Here is a 19792-nt window from a genome sequence, read left to right on the forward strand (position 1 = left end):
ACATGGGTCTGGTTTTCTCCAGCACGGTGGCGGCGCCGCAAGCGGAAGTGTTCGCCTGGCATGAGCGGCCGGGGGCGTTCACCCGGTTGAACGCGCCGTGGCAGCGGATGCGGCTGATCGCCGAGGCCGGCTCGGTGCGCGACGGCACGGCCGTACTGGCCCTTCCGGGCGGGCTTCGCTGGATCGCCGAACACCAGGCGGCCGGCTATGACCCGCCTCGACGGTTCGTCGATGAGCTCGGTGGTCATGGCTTGGCGTCGCTGCCGACCCGGTTGGCGATGCGGTGGCGGCACACCCATGAGTTCGACGATCTCGGCGAGGGTGTAACGCGGATGACCGACGTAATCGACACCCCGATACCCGGGTCGATGCTCCGACCGATGTTCGTCTATCGGCATCGGCAACTGGCCGACGACATCGCCGCCCATCGCCGCGCCGGACAACACGGCCTGGGGCCGATCACGGTGGCCGTCACCGGGTCATCCGGTCTCGTCGGCTCGGCCCTGACCGCGTTCTTGAGCACCGGGGGCCATCGGGTGATCCGGTTGGTGCGACGTCCCGCGGGCAGTTCCGATGAGCGGCAATGGGATCCCGAGAACCCAGATCCCGAGCTGTTGGCCGGCGTCGATGCGGTGATTCATCTGGCCGGGGCTTCGATCGCGGGCCGCTTCACCGCCGGGCACCGGCGGGCGATCCGTGACAGCCGGATCGGACCGACCCGACGGCTCGCCGAGTTGGTCGCCGGGGGCACCGACGGACCGACCACACTGGTCTGCGCCTCTGCGGTCGGCTACTACGGTTACGACCGTGGCGACGAGGTGCTGACCGAGGACAGTCAACGCGGGGACGGGTTTCTCGCCGATGTCGTCGCCGACTGGGAGGACGCGCTCGCCCCGGCAGCGCAGTCCGGCAGGCGCGTGGTCCGGGTCCGCACCGGCATTGTGCAATCACCGCGCGGCGGGACGCTGCGACTGCTGCGGCCGCTGTTCTCCGCCGGGCTGGGCGGGCGGCTCGGCGACGGCCGGCAGTGGCTGTCGTGGATCGGGATCGACGACTTGATCGACATCTATCACCGCGCGCTGTGGGACACCGGCCTGTCCGGGGCCGTCAATGCCGTCGCCCCGAACCCGGTGCGCAACAGCGAGTACACCAAGACGCTCGGCCGAGTACTACACCGGCCCACGATGCTGCCGGTCCCGCGGCTGGGGCCACGCGTGTTGCTCGGCGACCAGGGCGCACGTGAGCTGGCGTTGGCGAGCCAGCGTGTGCTGCCCGAGCGGCTACGCAATGCCGATCACCGGTTCCGCATGCCCGAACACGAACCGGCGCTCCGGCATCTGCTTGGCCGGGCGGGCTAGGAAACCGCCCCGGTAGGCGCGATCTCCAAGCCGACGTGAACCTTGTCGATCCCACCGCGCACGACCGAGTGCGGAACGAACCACCACGCGTGCCACCAGTAGCGTTTGACGACCGCACCGTAGACGCGCCTGGTCTCACTCTTGGGCAGCACCCGGGCCACCGCCTCGACCGGCTCGCCCTTCGGCGCACCGAGCACGCCGCACTTCTGGATGGTCACGCGTGGCGTGTTGCGGATGCGCTTGGTCTTCCATGAGCCGTCATCGGTGATCACCAACAGTTTGCCCCCGTCCGGAGCGCCCCACACCGCCGTCGGCTTGGCCCTGCCGTCCTTGGTGAAGGTGGTCAACAGCAGGTACTTCTCGCGGTACACGTCAGCGAACGTCGGCATCGCGCCAGGATAGCGCCGCGCGTCCTACCCCGATGGCGTCAGCGGCAACCGCAGTGCGCCGGGGGCAGTGTCGGGCACCGTCGGGTGTTGGGGAAACACCGGTGAGATGCGGCGGTAGGGCTCGCCCAACGGCGGGCGGGGGTCCGGCTCACCGTTGTTGGGCCACAACGCCATGGCCCGTTCGGCTTGCGCGGTGATGGTGAACGACGGGTTGACGCCCAAGTTGGCGGTGATGGCCGAACCGTCGACGACATGCAGACCGGGGTGGCCGAAGACCCGCTGATAGGGGTCGATGACACCGGTTTGCGCGGAGTCGCCGATCGGGCAGCCTCCGATGAAGTGCGCGGTCAGCGGGATGTTGAGGGCGTCGAGGTAGGTGCCGCCGGCGAACCCGCCGACGTGGGCGGCCATGCGTCGCGCCACGTCGTGCGCGACCGGAATCCAGTCCGGATTGGGTTCGCCCACACCTTGTTTCGCGGTCATCCGGGTGCCGAACAGGCCACGTTTGCGGTAGGTGGTCAGCGAGTTATCCAGTGACTGCATCACCAGGATGATGATCGAATGCGACGAGGCATTGCGTGGGAACATGCTGTGCAACATCATTGCCGGGTGGCGTGCGATGGTCAGCATCAGCCGCGCGAAACGCCACGGGCCGCCGTCGACCAGGTGGGTGCCCATCATCGACAGCAGGTTGGACCCCTTGCCGTAGCGGCACACCTCGACATGGGTGTTGGCCTCGGGGTGGATCGACGAGGTGATCGCCACGCCCTGGGCGAAGTCGTCACGGTCGGGTGCGAACACCACCGGCACCTCTTCGGAATTGGTGCGCGTCAGCTCCCCCAGCCGCGGGGACAGCTGCGGCAGTGATCCGGTGTCGCGCAGCTGGTGCAGCAGCCGCTGGGTGCCCAGTGACGCGGCGGCGAACACCACTTGGCGCGCGGTGAAGTCCCGCTTGTGCTTGCGCAGCCACCGGCCGGTGCGAACCGTGCTGACGCGGTAACCGCCGTCGCCGTCCGGGCGCACATCGGTGACCATGGTCAGCGGATGGATCTGCGCGCCGGCGTGTTCGGCCAGATACAGGTAGTTGGTCTCGGTGGTGTTCTTGGCGTTGTGCGGGCAGCCGGTGAAGCATTGTGCGCAGCCGATGCAGCCGGCGCGCTCCGGTCCGGCGCCGCCGAAGTACGGGTCCGCGACGGTCTTTCCGGGTTCGTCACCGAAGAACACCCCGACGTTGGTCGGGTGGTAGGTGTCGTCGACCCCGAGCTCACGGGCCACCGCCAGCAACACCTCATCTGCGGGGGTGGTGTGCGGGGTGGGCGTTACCCCGAGCATGCGCCGGGCCTGCTCGTAGTACGGCGCGAGTTCGGATTTCCAGTCGGTGATGTGCGCCCACTGCGGATCGGTGTAGAACCGCTCCAACGGCTCGTAGAGGGTGTTGCCGTAGATCAACGATCCCCCGCCGACCCCGACCGCGCTGGCGATGAACGTCTTGCCCAACACGGTCAGCCGCTGCGGGCCGTAGCAGCCCAGTTTCGGTGCCCACATGGCCTTGCGGACGTGCCAGTTGTTGGGCGGGAAGTCGGCTGGGGCCCAGCGGCGGCCCATGTCCAACACCCCGACGCGGTAGCCCTTCTCGGTAAGGCGCAGTGCCGCCACACTGCCGCCGAAACCCGAGCCGATCACCACCACGTCGTAGTCGGGTGTCATGCGTGGTCCTCGGTGGCGTGACCGCGTGCGGGGATGAGCAGAAGCACCGACAGCACCAGCAGCAGGCCCAGGCTGACGACGTTCAGTACCGCGTCGCGCGGGCCGTACATGTGCAGCATGCCGAGGTGGTAGATCAGGTGCAGCACATTGAAGACCGACCAGCTGACCGCCGTGATCACGACGACGGGGCGGTTGCGCAGGTAGTACAGCGCCAGGGCGCTGAGCACCGCGAGCCCGAAGAACAAGGAGCTGACGTCCTTCACGAAATGCTCGTTGTACGGGCCGAGCACCGGCAACCAGTGCATGCCCATGCCGGGAAACGTGTTGTACCAGTTCAGCGGCGCAAAGTATGCCCACCCGCCGAGGCTGATGCCGACGATTGTCAACAGGATGAGGCAAACGCGATGCACGATGAGGTTCATGTGCTCTCCGGGGTGAGGGCGGCCAGCCAGTCAGCATACGTTTGACGGCCCCTGGGGCCGGGTTGTGTCGGCAGCAGTGCGCCGCCGGCCATGGCCTTGCCGGCCGCGCCGGGCACCCGAAGCGGAAGGACGAGCCGGTGCTCACCGCGTCGCCGGATCAACTGCCGGGCCATGTCGACCACCGATTCCACGCGCGGGCCGGCCAGCTCCGGCGCCATCTGCTGGGGTTCCCCGGTGGCGAGGTCCACCAGGTGGGCGGCGACTTCGCTGACGGCGATGGGTTGCGAGCGCATTTTCGGAACCAGCGCGATCGGGCCGGGCAGCTGTGCGAGGACTTGAGCCGCGAATTCGTGGAATTGGGCGGCCCGCAGGATCGTCCACGGAACGGGTCCGGCCTGCACCACTTCTTCCTGGCGCAGCTTGCCCTGGTAGTAGCCGGTGGGCGCCCGGTCGATGCCGATGATCGACAACGCGACGTGGTGGCGAACTCCGTTGCGCTGGGCACCGGCAAGCAGATTCGCCGTGGCGCCGCCGAAGGAGGCCCGCGCCTTTTTTGCGTTCATGGTCGCGAAATCGGTGACGTCGATGACGGCGTCGACGCCGTCGAGCGCGGTATCGATGCCGGTGTTCTGGATCAGGTCGACCCCGTGGGCGCGGGCGAGAATCACCGGTTGGTGCCCCTGGTCGCGGAGTTGGTCGACAACGGGGCGTCCGGTCTTGCCGGTTCCGCCGGCAACCGCGATCTTCATGAATGTTCTCCTTCCCGGTCGGGCTACGAACACTGACGAGGTAGCCCGGCCGAATGTGACGCGGTGAGCCTGCCGGCGCGGCGATCAGCCCATTCTGGCCGACAATGGCGGCGCGCACGGGCAGGATCGTGTGCACACCAGGATGAATCTGTCTGGAGGCTTCATGGCCGATCGCTTCACCATCCCGTCCGCCGAGGTGTTGCGGGCACGGGAGAAACTCGTCCTCGACCACTTCCACGACGAGGTGCGCCAGGACTGGGACGACGTGCTGGCCACGTTTCCCCACCCGCACTACGAGATCATTCCCACGCTGACCGTGCACGACGGCGACACCGAGGTCCGCGCCTACTACCGCGACACCCGCATCGCCTTCCCCGACCAGGACCACGAGATCATCGCACTGCGGCACAGCGCCGACGCGGTGATCGTCGAATTCTGGCTGCTCGGAACACACCTGGGTCCCCTGGGAGCGATACCGGCCACCGGGTCGCGGCACCGCACCCGGATGACGGCCTACTTCGTCTTCGACGAGAGGGAGACGCTGATCGCCGAACGGATCTACTTCGACACGCTGTCGATGCTCAAGCAACTCATCGGCGGGCTCAACCTGCGCGACCCGCGCAACTGGCCGTTGGTGATACGCGGGGTGCGCGGGCTGTTGGCGATGGCGGCCGAACCCGATCCGCTGCTGGTCAACACCCCGGCGGCGGATCTGGCCGGCTCCGAGTAGCCACAGCCTCAGTCGTCGACCACGACGACCATCTTGCCGGTGGCCTCTCCGGCCTCCATGACCCGATGCGCGTCGCGGATCTGGTCGAAGGAGAAGACGCGGGCGGGCTTGGCATCCAGGTGACCGTCGCGGACCTTGTCGGCGATGTCCTGCAGCGGAACATCCGACAGCGCAAACCCGGGGGACCCCTTCACCCCAGAACGCGGTATGGCCAATTCCGGAACGCGCCCATCCACCGCTTGGCGATGGCTATCTGCCGATGCGACGCGCGATGTCCTGAGTATGGCGCTCCAGGCGCGGAAGCAGCCGATCGACCACCTCGCGAGCTGCGGGGCTGTCGATGCTCGCGAGGACAGAACGGAACACATCCGGCGTGGCGGCCGCCATGTCTGCGACACGGGCCAGTCGCTCGGTGCGGTCGAGCTTCATCTCATCGGCGTGACGTTCGAAGTTCTTCTTGAGGACCTGACCGAACTTGCGTCGCCCGCCGATCGACATGGCCACCGAGGAAAGGTCGTAGCCGCCCGCGCGGGGTTCGTAGGCGAGCGCCGAAGACAGGTCGTAAAGCGGCGCCATGCGGGGTCCACCGCGGGGAGGATAGAGCAGCGCGAAGTTTTTCGCGTGCGCGTCGGGTGCGCCTACGACGTAGTTGAACAGTACGGCGTCAGAGAAGCGGTGAACGTCTTGTTCGGCGCGTGCTGATTCGCGCCGCAACATCGTTGCCAGCTCGGCGGTGCGTGGCCCGTTACGTTCTTCGTACTTATTTACCGGCATGCGCCCCATCGCCTGGCAGAAATCGACCTGGTGCAGACGGTGCACCGCGGAAGTCGGGTCGTGATAGCGGTCGAAGCGGCTGATGACGATCGCGGTTTCGCCGGCGAAGTCAGCCAGCTCGGTCGCCGCGACCAGCAGCCCAAGTCGCGCGGCGACCTGCATCGTCGCGTATTCCACCACGGCCTGATGCATGAGCCGGGCGACGCCGGGTTTAACGATGTGGGTCGACGTGGCGGCCCCGCGTGCCTCATGCCACCGGTCGCCCAAGCGGGCCAGGGTGAACTTCTCCTGCGCACCCGGCAGGCTCCAGTGCTCGTCGGGCAGTGTCCAGGACACCCCGGTGACGCGCAGCGCGGCGAGTCGTTCGCCGATCTCGGTGTCGCTGACGGGCCGATAGTCGACCGCTCGCTGGGCGAGTTCGTCGAGAGCGTCTTCGCGAGCGAATTGGACGGCGCCGACGCAGTCCCTGCCCATCGCGGCGAGCAGATCGAATGCGTTATCGCTGGCCCTCAGTTCGGATGCCCAGGCAGCACGTACCCCAGGGTTTTCGGGAAGAAGCCCTTCGACATACGCCGCGACTGCCTGGTGCCCGAACCGGATATCGCCGATTGGCAACGCCGGACTCAACGGGACCCGGCCGGTTCTGCGGTAGCTTTCTCGGTAGGCAAAAGTGTACTGGCCCAGACGATTTCGAGACCAGTCACCGACGACCTGGCCCCGCAGCAGCACGGCTAACCGGTCAGTCATCGAAGATCGATTCGAACGCCGACTGGGCCGCGCGATCCTCGGGCGTGTCCTGCTGGAGGGCGAGCATCACCGTCAGACCCAGCGCCGCGATGACACGGAATACGGTGTCCATCTCCGCGGTGCCGTGCCCGGCTTCCAGTCTGATCAACCAGCCGCGCGACACCTGCGCGCGACGGGCGAGGTCAGCCTGGGTGAGTCCCTGGCGGCGGCGTTCCTCCCGCAGCGCACGGCCCAGCCTGCGGGGTTCGCTGATCTCATACACAAATGTCACCGTACGCGTACCTTCAGTAAATGTCATTGACCCATGACATTTACTGAACGTCTTCGCTCGATTACCTGCGCCTCCGCGCCGCTGCCACCGCGCGGGCCCCGCACCAGGGGACCTGCAGCAACTCGATGCCCAGGGTCAGGCAGCGCCCCTGCGCGGCGGCGACGATCAGATCTTCTCCAATCTTGCCGGGACGGACTTATGCCATGGGGTGCCGACGAATTCGTCGCAGTCAGCCGACGAAGTCAGATTGTTGAGGCGCACGCCGACCTGTTCGCCGTCTTGCGAGACCAGACCGAGCCCGTTCGGCAGGGAGATGTGCCCCTGCCGCATGGTGTCGACCACCGTGACCACAGCTTCGGCCGAGCCGCGGCGGGTGCTCACCCGCACCCGGTCACCGTTCGCCAGCGACCACGCGGCGGCGTCTGCCTGCGAAACCCGCAGCGCGCCTTCGGGATCGCGTTTACGCCAGGCCGGGTCACGCAGGATCGTGTTGGCGGTGAAGTCGCGGCGCTCCCCGGCGGAGAGCACCAGCGGATAGTCGGCGTCGGTGATGACGGCTTCGTCGTCGCCGAGTTTGCGCACCACATCGAGCAGTTCGGGAACGTCGAGTTGGATGCGCCGGCCGCCGAGTCGTTGCCAGGACGCGTCGTCTTCGTCGTCGGTGATGACCACCCCGTGCGGGCTGGCGAGGATCGCCTCGAAGAGCCGGTCGCCGGCCATCAGCCCCGCGCCGTAACCGGCGCGGGCAACACCGGCCGGGTTCTCCATCGCGCACATCAGCGACGCCCCCCACAGCACGGCCGCGCCGGCTGCGCCGTCCGGGAGCGTCGGGCCCAGCGTCCGGTAGAGCAGGACCGGGGCCAGTTTGGCCAGCCGGCGGTCAGCGAGCACGCCGAGCATCGCCTGGGCGAAGGCCTCCCGCCCCTGAGCCAACGCCGCCCGCAACGGCGCGTAGTCGGCCTCACCGACGGCCCCGGCCAACTCACACAACCGGGCGTGGATCTCGGGCTCGGCCAGCTGACCGGCCGGTGCCTCCAGCAGCGGATGGCGCAGATGGAACAGGTTGCGCGGGAACTCGAAGTCGAAGAACGTCGCCTCGTACTTCTCGTACTGGGTCGGCGGCGGCAGGACGTAGTCCGCCTCGCGCGCGGTCTCGGTCATGGCGATGTCGATGACGACCACCAACTCCAGGGCGCGGAACGCCTCCGTCATCCGCACACTGTCCGCGAGCGAGTGCAGCGGGTTGCTGCTCTCGACGATCACCGCACGGAACCGGTCGGGGTGCTCGGTGAGGATCTCGTCGGGGATCGCATTGCACGGAATCAGCCCGCTGACGATGGCCGCCCCGCTGACCGGGGTGCGGGGGATGTCGTCGAACGCCAGCCCGCGGTCGCGGGCGATCGGCGCGAGCCCGGAGAATACGTACTGGGTGCCGCGCTTGGCGAAATTACCGGTGAGCAGCCACACCAGCTTCTCCACATAGGAGACCACGGTGGAGTTGCGGTTCATCTGGATTCCGAGGTCCTCCAGCATTGCGACCGACCCGGCCTCAGCGATGCGTCGCGCGGCGGCGCGCACCAGGTCTTCGGGTACGTCGGCGACAGCGCAGTGGTCCGTGACCGACACCTCGCGCATCACCGCTGCGACCTCGGCCAACCCGTCGGTGTGCTCGGCCAGCCAGGCGTGGTCGATCAGATCCTCCTGCACCAGCACCGCCACCATCGCGGTCAGCAGGTGCAAATCGGTGCCCGGGCGCAGCTGCAGGTGGAAGTCGGCCAGCTCGGCGGTCTGGGTGCGCACCGGGTCGATCACGATCATCGATCGGGACGGGTCCTTGCCGATCTCCTTGAGCACCGAGCGGGCTCGGGGGAAACCGTGGGACTGATAGGGGTTCTTGCCGACGAAGACCGCGACCTCGCAGTGCTCGAAATCGGATCGGTGCGGACGGCCGAGCATCCTGGCAGCAACCCAGAACTCGCCCGTTTTCTCCTGCGCCAGCGCGCTGGAGCGATAACGCGCGCCATAGGCGGCCATCGTCGCCGGCGCGTAGGCCCCGCCGAGATGGTTCCCCTGGCCGCCTCCGCCGTAGTAGAAGATCGACTCGCCGCCGTGCTCGTCGCGCAGTTGCATGAGCCGCTCGGCAATCTCGGTGAGCGCGGCGTCCCACTCGACCTCCTCGAAGGTGCCGTCTTCTCGGCGCCGAAGCGGCTTGGTGAGCCGATCGTTGCGGCCGTTCTGGTAGGCGTCCAGGCGCAGCGCCTTGTTGCAGGTGTAGCCCGCCGAGGCCGGGTGCGCCTTGTCGCCGCGGATCTTCAGGAACCGTCCGGTATCGGGCTCGACGAGCACCTCGATGCCGCAGTTGCACTCGCACAGGATGCAGGCGCTCGGCTTCAACGTGGGCTCGCGCCCGGTGGTGAGGGTGACTTCGGACATGCATCGCTCCTCGGCAGTTGCATATTGAAACTGACCCGACAGTAACCCGTCGACGCAGTCGCCACAAGTTAGTCTCAAGACGCAACTGATATGCTCAGCGACGTGAAGACGACTTCGTTCGCCAGATGGCCCTGTACCATCGCGCGCACCGCCGACCTGCTCGGCGACGGCTGGACGCTGCTCGTGCTACGCGAGGCCTTCTACGGCGAAACCAGGTTCGACGCGTTCATCGCCTCCCTGGGTATCGCCCGCAACACCCTGACCGACCGGCTTCGGGTACTCGTCGACGCCGGCCTGCTCGAGCGCCGGGAATACCAGACCGAGCCGGTCAGGCATGAATACCTGCTCACCGAATCCGGTCGTGACTTCTTCCCCGTCATGGCCGCGATGAAGACGTGGGGCGACCGGTGGATGAATCACGGCAAAGAACTGCCGGTGATCCTGAGCCATGAGCCGTGCGGCCATGATCTGGAGGCCATCGTGGTGTGCGCGCACTGCGGTGCCGCCGTGGCGTCCGAGCAAACCCACGCCCACGCAGGTCCCGGGTTCCCGGAGCACCTGCTCGACAATCCGCGGATCGCTGCCCGTTTCAACCAGACCAGGCCGTCTCAGGGCTGACCGACCATCCACCCAAGGGGGTATTGAACTGTCAGCCGGTGCCGCGAAAATAGATCAAGACCACCCCATCCGGGGGTTCCGGCCAGTCAATAAGCACCACACACGGCAGCATCACCACGCCGTCGTCATGAGATCCCGACGGGCTCACCGAGCCGAACGCCGCCCACCACCGGCGATCCACTAGAGTTTTCAACACCTATTCACACAGGTCCCCCGCCCCCGTAGCTCAGGGGATAGAGCACGGCTCTCCTAAAGCCGGTGTCGGCGGTTCGAATCCGCCCGGGGGCACCAAGTTCCGGGTATGACGTCGGATGATGCTTGACGTTTCGGCTTCGGCTGGTTCTTCACGGTGTTTTTCGATCGCACCGGCCGCCTCATGCCCGGAGTTGACGGATCAGCATCGCATATCCCCACGCCAGGACTAACCACGGGGCGATCAGCCACGGGCCGTTGAGAAGAACGAACTTGACGCCGAGGTCCATGAAGCTGGAGGTGTTCACCGAGGGAAACCCGCCGATGATCTCGGTGCCGTAGTAGTACCACGTCAGCACGGTGTGGGTGACCGCCGTCGACATGATCAGCAGCGTGCCTCGATGGTCGAGGAATTTCGACCGGAACAGCAAGATCAAGCCGGTCATGCCGATGCAACCGTTGATCACCGACAGCACCTCGATCATCAGGAAGCCCGGAGCGGCGTCCAGGTAGCGCATGTCACCGCCGTCGATGTAGTTCCACCACGGGTACGCCCAGGCGGCGTCGCGGGCGGCGGGAATGGCCTTGTGCAGGATGAGCCAGCCCAACTCCCAGGTCAGATGCGTGGTGTAGGAAACAAACGCGAACGCCAACACGACGCCCTGCAGGCGCTGGAACCGCGTCCACTGCCGCAGCGACGGGATCGGCAGGAACGCCGCGAAGATTCCCAGGAAGTACGCGACCGTTACCTGCACGACCATCGCGTTGGCGATGCCGCCACGGTCAAACCCGCTGTGGAACGCCAAGTAGCTGTAGAGCGGAAAGCTCACGGCGAGAGAACCGAAGGCCGCGATCCACACGATCCGCAGCGCACGCGACGGCGGAAGCTTCGCGGTGAGGGTCGGGGGTGTCTCGGGTTCGGCCGCTGATGTCGCTGATGTCGCCGTCATCCACGTCCTCTTTCGCCGCGTCGGACACGTACCGAGTAATGATAATTACTCTTATCAGAACAGTGATTACTGGGCGACGGTATCATCGTGAGGGCACGGGCGGACAAGAACTCAAAGGTGAGTGAGTGATCTCGGATGAACGCCGCGGAACGGAAGCGTTCGGCAACCAGCCTCGATGACGCACGACGCGCGATGTATCGTCGCCAGATCCTGGCGGCCGCCGAGTACGAATTCGGCCAGACCGGCTTTACCGGCGCGCGGGTAGGTGCGATCGCAAAGCGCGCCGGGGTGTCGCTGACAACCGTCTACCGCCACTTCTCCGGCAAGGACGAGCTGTGGGATGCGCTCAACGCCGAGCGGATGACGGAATTTGTTGCGGCCGTCCAAGGGCGCACCGACAAGAACGCCACTGCCCTCGACAACATCCTCAGCGCGGCGCGTGTCGAGGTCGAGTTCTTCGCCGGCCATCCGAACTTCCTGCACCTGCATCTTCGCGATGGCCTCAGCTGGGGCACCGCCACCACCCTGATCGATGCCGGCCGCGGCGAACAGCGTGAGGTCTGGCGTACCGGCATGGACATGATCACCCGCGCCGCCGAGGCCGCAATCGAAGCCGGCGAGATCACCCGACTACGACCAGCAGTCGTGGCCTCCCTGGTGATCTCGGCCCTGCAGATCTGGTTGACCGACTGGGTCGCCGGCGACTGCCGCCAGCCGGTCGAGGAATTGGCCGAAGAAGTCGTCGCGCACCTGCGTCGCTGCCTGGCGGCTTGAGATCAGCCCCCGAACAGGTCCGACAGGTCGAAGCTGGGGGTGCTTGCGATCAGGTCCGCCATGTTCGCCCACTGCTGAGTCGCCTGCTCACCCAGTTCGGTCGGCCAGGCGTCGGTGGCGGTCAGGATCGCCGTCGCGAAGTCGTCCCGGGCGTTGAGCAGCCCGGCCAGGATGCTGGTGTTGGGATCGAACAGCGCGTCGTTGATGGCCGGGATCAGCAGCTGCGGCATCACCACCGACAGCGCGGTCTGGGCCAGCGCCAGCGTGATCGGCAGGTTGATGTCGCTGGCCAGCAGCGGCAGGTTGTTCCACACCGCCGTCAGGCTTTCCATCGGGTGGTCCATGATGCTGTTCCACACCGCATCCCAGTTCGGGCTGAGCGCGTCGGTGAACCGCAGCGCGATCGGGGTGAAGGGCTCATGGCCGAACACGGCCTCGTAGTTCTCGTCGCCCATCAGGCCCTGCAGGCCGTTCATCAGCAGGTTCTGCAGCACCCAGTCCGGTTGGGCGTGCATCCGGGACACGTCCAAGCCGTAGCCGTAGGACAGCACCCGCTGCGCCATGTCGGCGGCGAACTCCTCCGGGCTGACGGTGGGGGTGTCGTCCGGCAGCATGCTGGCGCCGAGGTCGGCGAGCTTCACCACCTCCGTCGTCACGCCCAGCCCGAGTGCATTGTCGGGGTCGGTGACGTTCTCGAAGCGGGCGAAGATCTCACCGGTGTTGATGCCGCCGGTGTCCAGCCAGTTCGCCACACCCGGGTTGGTGCCGCTGATGACGTAATAGGTGTAGCCGTCCTCGGCGTGGTAGGTGGTGGTGTGGTTGAGCGTGGTCTGCGCCATCACGTAGGGCAGCGCGCCGCCGTAGACGTTCATCAACTCGATGCCGCTGTAGGCCGCGTCCACGGTGGGCACCTTCAGGATCAGCGCCTCGTCAGGTTCCAGCTCGAAATTGCCGCCGGTGACCACCGCGCTCTCCAGCCCGGCGCCGTAACTGGTCTGCGGACTCAAGTCGAACATGGTGTTGGCCGGAACGTTCATACCCACCGACGCCCCGCCCTCGATGGCGCGTGTGTTGAACGGGCCGATGACCTGAGCGAAGGCACTGAACAGCGTGGTGAGCATCGAGTCGACGGAGGTGATGCCGCCCGGTTGCTCCAGCGTGGCCCCGACCGGGTCGTCGCTGGGGAAGAACCCGCCCTCGGGGATGGCGAAGAACGGCGGGCAATCGGCCACACATTGCAGGGTGACGTGGCCGGGGCCCTTCGCCCAGTCGCCGAGCATGTCCCGGATCAGCAGCGAAGCGGCGCCGCCGACGGTGGCGTCGGTGGAATCCATGAAGTTGACGGCGCCCTCCGGCGCCTCCGGACCGATGTACACCGTGAAGGTGCCGTCGGGGTTGACCACCAGCCCGTGACCCATTTCAAGATTCTCGATGGCCTGCGCCGATCCGCCGGTGATGGCCTGGGTGCTGATCACGAAATGCTCGGTCCCCCCGCCCAGGGTCCCGTTCAGCACATACGTCGCACCGGGCGCCAAACCGGCGGTCACCCGGTAGTAGATATCGGGCGTGAAGAAGTCGAAGTACTGGCGGGGGTCGGCGGCGTTGCCCGCGATCACCTCGGGTGATTGGAAAAAGACCCCGTTGAACAGTTGGGTGACACGTGACAGCCCGGCGCTGAGCAACTGGTAGTTGGTGTTCTGCAGCATCGTCATCAGTTCGTCTTCACTGCCGGGCGCCGCGTAGTCCAATGCCATGTTGACGCCGACGAGCCGCTGCATCTCCGCGATCAGCGCATCGATCGCCGGCTGAAACCCGGCCGTCGACGTCAATGCCACCGCCGGGGCGGTCCGGGCGGTGACCGCGGGGGTTCCCACCACCATCGACAGCGCGGTGGCCAGTGCTGCTGTGGCGAACCCGTACCGCCGGATTCGGCCGGAACGGTCGCCTTCGGCGCTCCCGGTCATCTGCACGGCCACTCCTTCGGATTGGGCTCTCATCATTTGCACATCGAATTAATGGTGAACTCTCATTCGGGACCCTACGTCGGTATCCGAGGCCGTGCAACAGCTCACACGCGAATTCCGCTACTCGTGTTGCGAAACCCTTTGACGACATCGGCCGATGGCGCCAGGTAGGTTGCGCTGCATGTCCAAGCGATGGGTTTCTGCGTTCGGCGCGGTGACGACCGCCCTGGCACTGACGGGATGCGGGCTGACCGTGACCAAGTCAGGCCCGGACCCGCTGGCACACCTGGCGCCGCGCAGCACTCCCAACGGCATGGTGTTGGTGTCGCCGGACAACTTCGTGCGGGCCGTCACCGACCAGGAGTTCACCAACGTCGTCAATGAGAACGGATTCGGTCGGTTCTTCCACATGCGTGAGCTCACCCCGATCGACCGGCAGCTGGTGGTGCGATCCAACCGGGACACCCTGTATTCGGCGGCGGTGTTCGACCTGCAGGCGGCCCCGGTGACGATCACCCTGCCCGACCCCGGTGAGCGGTACATGTCGGCGCAGGTGATCAACCAGGACGAATACGTCACCGACATGTTCTACGGCAGCGGCGAGCACACGCTCGACCAAGACCACGTCGGCACCCGCTACGTGATGATCGCCGTCCGCGTCCTGGCCAACCCCAAGGACCCCGATGACCTGCGGGCAGCACACCGATTGCAGGACCAGATCACCGTGACGCAGCAGGAGTCCGGAACTTTCGACGTCCCCCGGTGGGATCCGGTCAGCCAGAAGAAGGTCAGCGACGCGCTGCTGGTACTGGCCGAGACCATCCCCGACACCCGCGGCATGTTCGGCAGCTTGGCCGACACCGACCCGGTGCGGCACCTGATCGGCGCCGCAGCGGCCTGGGGCGGCAACCCGGAGACCGAGGCGTTGTATCTGAACGTCACCCCGGCCCGCAACGACGGCAACACCGTGTATCGGCTGACCGTCAATGACGTCCCGGTGAAAGCCTTCTGGTCGGTCAGTGTCTACAACAAGAACGGCTATTTCACCGAGAATCCGCTGCAGGCCTACTCGGTCAACGACGTCACCGCGACGAAGGCCGACGACGGATCGGTGACCATCCAGTTCGGCGGCTGCTCGGCTGAGGTCGTCAACTGCCTGCCGGTCACGCCGGGATGGAACTATCTGGTCCGGCTCTATCAGCCCGAACAGGAGATCCTCTCCGGGAAGTGGGTGTTCCCCGAGGCGCAGCCGGCGGAGACGGCCGGCACCGGCACCCGGCCCACCCCGACGCCCACGGCATCCACTCCCGCACCCCCGGCGCGTCCGCCACGCTGACGACATGGCGCCGGCCCGGCCCGGCCACCGTTAGTCTGCAGATTGTGGTGATCATCAGGCAGTCGCCGGGCTAGGTGACGGCGACACAGCACGCCTACTTCGCGTACGGGTCCAACCTGTGCGCACAGCAGATGGCGCGCCGCTGCCCCGAAGCGTCGGACCCCCGGCCGGCGACGCTGGCCGACCATGACTGGCTGATCAATCAGCGCGGTGTCGCCACCGTCGAGCCGTTCCCCGGATCGCGGGTCCACGGGGTGTTGTGGCGGGTGTCCGATCGCGACTTGGCCGCGCTGGACAGCGCCGAAGGTGTCCCGGTGCGCTACCGCCGGGACCGGCTGACCATCCACACCACGGACGGCTCCTCGCCGGCGTGGGTCTATATCGACCATCGGGTGCAGACCGGTGCGCCGCGCGACGGTTATCTGGAGCGCATCATCGGCGCAGCCGTTCAACACAGGCTTCCGCCGGCATGGATCGAGTTTCTGCGCCGCTGGGATCCGATCCGATGGCCGCCGCGCACTCCCCCCGCCGACCATGCTGGGCCGCAATCGCTTGCGGCGTTGCTGGCCGAACCCGACGTCATCGAGGACAGTCGGCTGCGGTCGCGGTTCGGCTTCCTGGCCATTCACGGCGGGGGCTTGGAGCAGATGACCGACGTGATCGCCGAACGCGCCGCCGACGCGGCCGGGGCATCGGTGTATCTGGTGCGGCATCCCGACGGATACCGGCGGCACCTGCCGTCGACGCGTTATCTCGCCGCGGAGTCGCCGCGGCTCGCCGAATTTCTCGACCATGTCGACGTCGTGGTGTCGCTGCACGGCTACGGCCGGATCGGACGCAGCACCCAACTGCTGGCCGGTGGCCGTAACCGCCGCCTGGCCGAGCACCTCGCCCGCTGCCTGATTCTGCCCGGCTATCAGGTGATCACCGACCTCGAGGCGATCCCGGCGGGGCTGCGCGGCCTGCATCCGGCGAACCCGGTCAATCAGACCCGCGGCGGCGGGGCCCAACTGGAACTGTCGCCGCGGGTCCGGGGCATCAGTCCTCGCAGCCAACCGCCCGGCCTGGACGGCCTGTCGCCGGTCACGTCGGCGCTGGTGCGAGGCTTGGTGCTGGCGGCCCAGTCCTGGGATTAGGAGGTAGGTGGTGGTGGACAGGCGGTTTCGCTTCGGTGTCGGCGTGCACGCGATCAGGTCCGCGACCGCGCTGGCCGAGACCGCGCGGCGGCTGGAGGGGTTCGGGTTCGATGTTCTCCACGTGCCCGATCACCTCGGCGCCCCGGCCCCCTTCCCCGCGTTGGTGGCGGCCGCCGCGGCCACCACCAGCATCCGGCTGGGCACGTATGTGCTCAACGCCTGTTTTTACAAGCCGGCCCTGTTGACCCGCGACATCGCCGACACCGACCTGCTGTCCGGCGGTCGGCTGGAGGTCGGCCTGGGCGCCGGGTATGTCCGGGCGGAGTTCGAAGCCGCCGAACTACCGTTCCCGTCCGCCGCACGCCGCATCGCCTACCTGGAACACCTCACGACGTATGTGGCGACTCACCAGCCGGACGTGCCCATCCTCATCGCCGGCAGCGGCGACCGACTGCTCACCGTGGCGGCACGGCACGCCGGCATCATCGGACTGACCGGGGCACGGGTGGCCGGCGCGGATGACGCACTGGCGGAGCGCGTCGCCTTCGTCCGCGCCGCCGCCGGCGATCGGTTCGACACGCTGGAACTGAATCTCGCCATCACGGCTGTGCCCACCGATGCCTCCGGGATGCCCGACCTGTCGCTGACTCGCCGATTCGCCCCGACCCTGTCGGATCAGGAACTGCTGGCCATGCCCGCCGTGCTGTCGGGGTCACCGCACGAGATGGCCGACACGCTACGGGAATACCGCCGGCGCTACGGGGTGAGCTACTTCACCGTGCAGCAGCACCACGCCGAAGCCTTCGCGAAGGTCATCGCCGCGCTGCGGTGACCCGGAGTCGCCGCCGAGCGATCCCGCGGCGTCAGCAGGAGCCCGGCCAGCCCGCCAACGCCACGTCGGCCAGCGCGTGCAGATCGGCACGACTGACTCCGCCTCGTGCCTGGATTGCGATGCCCTGACACACCGTGGCGATCCAGCGGGCAAGCAGCAGGGTGTCGACGCCGGACAGCTCGCCGTCGGCCACCGCCGCGTCGAATCGCTGCGCGAGCCGGCGCACCGACGCCTCCCGCATTTCGGCCACTCCCGGGCCGTCGTCGACGGTGAAACAGCCGCGCGGGTTGCCGCTGACGGCGTCGGCCGCCCCGTGGACCACCGCTGCGGCGACGCTGCGGGCGGTCGGCAGCGCGAGCGCCTCGACCAGGTAGCCGCCCGGCCCCGCGACGTACCGCTGCATCGCTCGCTCGTACAGCTGCTCCTTGCAGCCGAACTCCGCGTAGATGCTGCGGCGGTTGACCCCGGTCGCGGCGCTGATGTCGGAGATCGAGACGCCGTCGAAGCCGTGGGCCCAGAACAGCTTCATCGCCTCGTGCTCGACTTGATCGGGGTCGAACTCGCGTGGCCGGCCCACCGCCATCGCGCCCCGCCTCTCTGTGACTCCGACCACACCGGGAATGCATTCGCTTCGGAACGGCCTTGAGCTCATAGTACTAAGTAACACGTCGGTTCGTAATTAGCTGAAAGGCCACGACATGAGCACAGCACCCCTGACGGGACGGCGGGCACTGGTCACCGGAGGTTCCCGCGGCATCGGTGCGGAGACCGTACGGCGATTGACCGCCGACGGCGCCGCGGTGGCGTTCACGTATTCGGCATCGGCGGCCGAGGCCGACAAGGTCGTCGCCGAGGTCACCGCCAACGGCGGAAAGACGGTCGCCATCCAGGCCGACTCCGGCGATCCCGCCCAGGTGGTGGCCGCGGTCGAGCAGGCCGCCACCGAACTCGGCGGGCTGGACGTGCTGGTGAACAACGCCGCCGTCGCGCACGGGGCGCTGGTCGATGACTTTCCGGCCGAGCAGTTCGACCGCCTCGTGGCGGTCAACATCGGCGGAATGTTCTGGGCGACACGCACCGCGGTGAAGCACCTGGGTGAGGGCTCGCGGATCATCAACATCGGCAGCATCAACGCCGATCGGATTCCGACCGCCGGGTTCTCGGTATACGGCATGACCAAGGGCGCGGTGGCGTCGTTCACCAGGGGCCTGGCACGCGAACTCGGACCACGCGGCATCACCGTCAACAACGTGCAACCGGGCCCGATCGACACCGACGCCAACCCCGACAACGGCGGTGACTTCCCCGAGGGCTTGAAGAAGCTCATGCCGCTCGGCCGCTACGGGCACGTCAACGATGTCGCCGCCATCGTGAGCTTTCTCGCCGGCCCCGAGTCCGGATTCGTCACCGGCGCGAACTGGAACGTCGACGGCGGTTTCACCGTGTAGCCGCCGGGGCCGGAGCTCAGCCTCGACGCCCCGCCGACACCAGCGCCCACACCGAGCAGCCCAGTGCGCCGACCACGCTGACCGCGCCGATGTACAGCCCGTAGCCCGCGGTGATCGGCGCGACGACGTTGAGCCGGTAGAACGCCACGCCCAACGCGACGATGGCCAGTGAGACCACCAGTGCGGCAACCGATGCCAGTCTGCTGAACAGCCCACGGCCGATCATCGCACCGGCCACCAGCAGCACGGCGGCCAGCAGCACGATCAACTGGCCGACGCCGAAGCGGGGCGGCAAGGCGATACTGCCGGCGGTGCCGCCGATCGCGCTGGCACGCCCTCCCCCGTGGGCCGAGGTGGTCAGCCAGGGCAGCCACGCACTGACCGACAGGATCGCAGCAAACAGTGCGACGAGCCAGCCCGGGTGTACGCGAGTCATGTTGTGACACTAGCCCGCATCGACGCGCTCGCCGTGGCCGCGACTGCCCCGGTAACGGGATGGCATGGCGCCCAACCGCTCAAGCCGGCGCGAACACCGTGACGAACTTCTGCAGCGACTCGTTGATGTCGCTCTTCAGCGCGGCGGCCACCAGCATGCCGATCGGCCCGAACAGCGCCGGCCCGCCCAGATGAACATCGAAGCTGACCTTGGACCCGTCGCCGGCTGGGGCGACCTTGGCGAGCAGCTTGATCTTGACCCCGCCCTTGCCGTCGCCGTTGAGGGTCATCCCCGTCGGCGGTTTGTAGTTCACGATCGTCCACTTGATCCGGTTGGGCATGCCTTTGACCTCGACGATCGACTCGAGCGTCGTGCCCTTCTCCAGGGTGTCGGGCAGCACGCTGCGCCACACCCGGTGGATGGTCAGCCACTCCTTGTAACGCGACAAATCCGAGGCGTGACCCCAGGCCTCCTCGGGAGGAAGTGGGACGTCGATGGAGCCGGAGAGCTTGGCCATGTGATTCTG

At 67.2% G+C, this 19792-nt stretch carries 21 protein-coding genes and 1 tRNA gene; 9 read left to right on the forward strand and 13 right to left on the reverse strand.

Annotated features, from left to right (window positions below):
* Positions 1-2: 2 nt before the first annotated feature.
* The gene (locus tag G6N19_RS04950) at positions 3-1358 is read left to right on the forward strand and encodes a TIGR01777 family oxidoreductase (protein WP_193465880.1); all 1356 of its coding nucleotides are present in this window, start codon (positions 3-5) and stop codon (positions 1356-1358) included.
* Here G6N19_RS04950 and G6N19_RS04955 read toward each other — a convergent pair.
* The 4 genes from G6N19_RS04955 to G6N19_RS04970 are packed head-to-tail and all read right to left on the reverse strand — an operon-like array spanning position 1355 to position 4625.
* Entirely contained in the window at positions 1355-1747 is a 393-nt protein-coding gene (locus G6N19_RS04955; protein ID WP_013827791.1) for a PPOX class F420-dependent oxidoreductase, read from the reverse strand. The genes G6N19_RS04950 and G6N19_RS04955 overlap by 4 nt on opposite strands.
* A gap of 24 nt (positions 1748-1771) precedes the next feature.
* A complete protein-coding gene (locus tag G6N19_RS04960) occupies positions 1772-3454 on the reverse strand; it encodes a GMC oxidoreductase (RefSeq protein WP_193465881.1) in 1683 nt (560 codons plus the stop codon).
* Positions 3451-3876: a hypothetical protein gene (locus G6N19_RS04965; RefSeq protein ID WP_193465882.1), complete on the reverse strand. Its 426-nt coding sequence runs from the start codon at positions 3874-3876 to the stop codon at positions 3451-3453. Before G6N19_RS04965 ends, G6N19_RS04960 begins: the two co-directional genes overlap by 4 nt.
* The gene (locus tag G6N19_RS04970) at positions 3873-4625 is read right to left on the reverse strand and encodes an SDR family oxidoreductase (protein ID WP_013827788.1); all 753 of its coding nucleotides are present in this window, start codon (positions 4623-4625) and stop codon (positions 3873-3875) included. Before G6N19_RS04970 ends, G6N19_RS04965 begins: the two co-directional genes overlap by 4 nt.
* A 163-nt stretch (positions 4626-4788) precedes the next feature.
* Here G6N19_RS04970 and G6N19_RS04975 point away from each other — a divergent pair, with 163 nt between their 5' ends.
* Positions 4789-5355 carry an ester cyclase gene (locus G6N19_RS04975; RefSeq protein ID WP_013827787.1) on the forward strand — a complete coding sequence of 189 codons (567 nt, stop codon included), beginning with the start codon at positions 4789-4791 and terminating at the stop codon, positions 5353-5355.
* Positions 5356-5363: 8 nt separating this feature from the next.
* Here G6N19_RS04975 and G6N19_RS04980 read toward each other — a convergent pair whose 3' ends face one another.
* From G6N19_RS04980 to G6N19_RS04995, 4 genes are all read right to left on the reverse strand, one after another.
* Complete coding sequence (locus G6N19_RS04980) at positions 5364-5549, reverse strand: zinc-binding dehydrogenase (protein WP_013827786.1); 186 nt, start codon at positions 5547-5549, stop codon at positions 5364-5366.
* A gap of 55 nt (positions 5550-5604) precedes the next feature.
* Positions 5605-6876: a type II toxin-antitoxin system HipA family toxin gene (locus G6N19_RS04985; RefSeq protein WP_041317180.1), complete on the reverse strand. Its 1272-nt coding sequence runs from the start codon at positions 6874-6876 to the stop codon at positions 5605-5607.
* Positions 6869-7147: a helix-turn-helix domain-containing protein gene (locus G6N19_RS04990; protein ID WP_193465883.1), complete on the reverse strand. Its 279-nt coding sequence runs from the start codon at positions 7145-7147 to the stop codon at positions 6869-6871. Before G6N19_RS04990 ends, G6N19_RS04985 begins: the two co-directional genes overlap by 8 nt.
* Before the next feature lie 165 nt (positions 7148-7312).
* Complete coding sequence (locus G6N19_RS04995; RefSeq protein ID WP_193465884.1) at positions 7313-9580, reverse strand: molybdopterin-dependent oxidoreductase; 2268 nt, start codon at positions 9578-9580, stop codon at positions 7313-7315.
* Positions 9581-9682: 102 nt separating this feature from the next.
* On the opposite strand from G6N19_RS04995, the gene G6N19_RS05000 reads away from it, so the two are divergent.
* The gene (locus G6N19_RS05000) at positions 9683-10198 is read left to right on the forward strand and encodes a winged helix-turn-helix transcriptional regulator (protein WP_193465885.1); all 516 of its coding nucleotides are present in this window, start codon (positions 9683-9685) and stop codon (positions 10196-10198) included.
* A 215-nt stretch (positions 10199-10413) separates the two neighbouring features.
* Positions 10414-10489 (forward strand) — tRNA-Arg (locus G6N19_RS05005).
* An 83-nt stretch (positions 10490-10572) separates the two neighbouring features.
* Here the strand turns inward: G6N19_RS05005 and G6N19_RS05010 are convergent.
* The gene (locus G6N19_RS05010) at positions 10573-11340 is read right to left on the reverse strand and encodes a hypothetical protein (RefSeq protein WP_193465886.1); all 768 of its coding nucleotides are present in this window, start codon (positions 11338-11340) and stop codon (positions 10573-10575) included.
* Between the two features lie 135 nt (positions 11341-11475).
* Between G6N19_RS05010 and G6N19_RS05015 the strand changes: the two genes are divergently transcribed.
* Positions 11476-12114 carry a TetR/AcrR family transcriptional regulator gene (locus tag G6N19_RS05015; RefSeq protein ID WP_232062526.1) on the forward strand — a complete coding sequence of 213 codons (639 nt, stop codon included), beginning with the start codon at positions 11476-11478 and terminating at the stop codon, positions 12112-12114.
* A gap of 2 nt (positions 12115-12116) precedes the next feature.
* Here the strand turns inward: G6N19_RS05015 and G6N19_RS05020 are convergent, their stop codons facing one another.
* Positions 12117-14078 carry a hypothetical protein gene (locus G6N19_RS05020; protein WP_232062657.1) on the reverse strand — a complete coding sequence of 654 codons (1962 nt, stop codon included), beginning with the start codon at positions 14076-14078 and terminating at the stop codon, positions 12117-12119.
* A gap of 322 nt (positions 14079-14400) precedes the next feature.
* Here G6N19_RS05020 and G6N19_RS05025 point away from each other — a divergent pair, with 322 nt between their 5' ends.
* From G6N19_RS05025 to G6N19_RS05035, 3 genes are all read left to right on the forward strand, one after another.
* Positions 14401-15414 carry a DUF1254 domain-containing protein gene (locus G6N19_RS05025; RefSeq protein WP_232062658.1) on the forward strand — a complete coding sequence of 338 codons (1014 nt, stop codon included), beginning with the start codon at positions 14401-14403 and terminating at the stop codon, positions 15412-15414.
* Positions 15415-15545: 131 nt separating this feature from the next.
* Complete coding sequence (locus G6N19_RS05030; protein WP_232062659.1) at positions 15546-16550, forward strand: poly-gamma-glutamate hydrolase family protein; 1005 nt, start codon at positions 15546-15548, stop codon at positions 16548-16550.
* 7 nt (positions 16551-16557) lie between these two features.
* Positions 16558-17382, forward strand: a complete 825-nt coding sequence (locus tag G6N19_RS05035; protein ID WP_193465890.1) for a TIGR03621 family F420-dependent LLM class oxidoreductase — start codon at positions 16558-16560, stop codon at positions 17380-17382.
* Positions 17383-17413: 31 nt separating this feature from the next.
* On the opposite strand, the gene G6N19_RS05040 is transcribed toward G6N19_RS05035, so the two are convergent.
* Positions 17414-17965, reverse strand: coding sequence for a TetR/AcrR family transcriptional regulator (locus tag G6N19_RS05040; protein WP_112683427.1), 552 nt, complete (start codon positions 17963-17965; stop codon positions 17414-17416).
* Between the two features lie 115 nt (positions 17966-18080).
* Here G6N19_RS05040 and G6N19_RS05045 point away from each other — a divergent pair, with 115 nt between their 5' ends.
* Positions 18081-18830, forward strand: coding sequence for a 3-oxoacyl-ACP reductase family protein (locus tag G6N19_RS05045; protein ID WP_193465891.1), 750 nt, complete (start codon positions 18081-18083; stop codon positions 18828-18830).
* Positions 18831-18846: 16 nt separating this feature from the next.
* On the opposite strand, the gene G6N19_RS05050 is transcribed toward G6N19_RS05045, so the two are convergent.
* On the reverse strand, positions 18847-19266 hold the full coding sequence (locus tag G6N19_RS05050) for a hypothetical protein (RefSeq protein ID WP_112683429.1): 420 nt from the start codon (positions 19264-19266) through the stop codon (positions 18847-18849).
* Positions 19267-19345: 79 nt separating this feature from the next.
* Positions 19346-19783 (reverse strand): type II toxin-antitoxin system Rv0910 family toxin, encoded by a 438-nt coding sequence (locus tag G6N19_RS05055; protein ID WP_013827773.1) that lies wholly within the window; start codon positions 19781-19783, stop codon positions 19346-19348.
* Positions 19784-19792: the final 9 nt, after the last annotated feature.

It is taken from the genome of Mycobacterium novum, assembly GCF_010726505.1.
GTDB classification, from domain to species: domain Bacteria; phylum Actinomycetota; class Actinomycetes; order Mycobacteriales; family Mycobacteriaceae; genus Mycobacterium; species Mycobacterium algericum.

Bases quoted from the DNA above. Each gene is read 5' to 3' on its own strand.
- G6N19_RS04970 (WP_013827788.1), bottom strand. From the start codon at position 4,625: ATGAAGATCGCGGTTGCCGGCGGAACCGGCAAGACCGGACGCCCCGTT.
- G6N19_RS04960 (WP_193465881.1), bottom strand. From the start codon at position 3,454: ATGACACCCGACTACGACGTGGTGGTGATCGGCTCGGGTTTCGGCGGC.
- G6N19_RS04995 (WP_193465884.1), bottom strand. From the start codon at position 9,580: ATGTCCGAAGTCACCCTCACCACCGGGCGCGAGCCCACGTTGAAGCCG.
- G6N19_RS05045 (WP_193465891.1), top strand. From the start codon at position 18,081: ATGAGCACAGCACCCCTGACGGGACGGCGGGCACTGGTCACCGGAGGT.
- G6N19_RS05010 (WP_193465886.1), bottom strand. From the start codon at position 11,340: ATGACGGCGACATCAGCGACATCAGCGGCCGAACCCGAGACACCCCCG.
- G6N19_RS05020 (WP_232062657.1), bottom strand. From the start codon at position 14,078: ATGACCGGGAGCGCCGAAGGCGACCGTTCCGGCCGAATCCGGCGGTAC.
- G6N19_RS05040 (WP_112683427.1), bottom strand. From the start codon at position 17,965: ATGGCGGTGGGCCGGCCACGCGAGTTCGACCCCGATCAAGTCGAGCAC.
- G6N19_RS04950 (WP_193465880.1), top strand. From the start codon at position 3: ATGGGTCTGGTTTTCTCCAGCACGGTGGCGGCGCCGCAAGCGGAAGTG.
- G6N19_RS04955 (WP_013827791.1), bottom strand. From the start codon at position 1,747: ATGCCGACGTTCGCTGACGTGTACCGCGAGAAGTACCTGCTGTTGACC.
- G6N19_RS05015 (WP_232062526.1), top strand. From the start codon at position 11,476: ATGAACGCCGCGGAACGGAAGCGTTCGGCAACCAGCCTCGATGACGCA.
- G6N19_RS05050 (WP_112683429.1), bottom strand. From the start codon at position 19,266: ATGACTCGCGTACACCCGGGCTGGCTCGTCGCACTGTTTGCTGCGATC.
- G6N19_RS05055 (WP_013827773.1), bottom strand. From the start codon at position 19,783: ATGGCCAAGCTCTCCGGCTCCATCGACGTCCCACTTCCTCCCGAGGAG.
- G6N19_RS05030 (WP_232062659.1), top strand. From the start codon at position 15,546: ATGGCGCGCCGCTGCCCCGAAGCGTCGGACCCCCGGCCGGCGACGCTG.
- G6N19_RS04965 (WP_193465882.1), bottom strand. From the start codon at position 3,876: ATGAACCTCATCGTGCATCGCGTTTGCCTCATCCTGTTGACAATCGTC.
- G6N19_RS04975 (WP_013827787.1), top strand. From the start codon at position 4,789: ATGGCCGATCGCTTCACCATCCCGTCCGCCGAGGTGTTGCGGGCACGG.
- G6N19_RS04985 (WP_041317180.1), bottom strand. From the start codon at position 6,876: ATGACTGACCGGTTAGCCGTGCTGCTGCGGGGCCAGGTCGTCGGTGAC.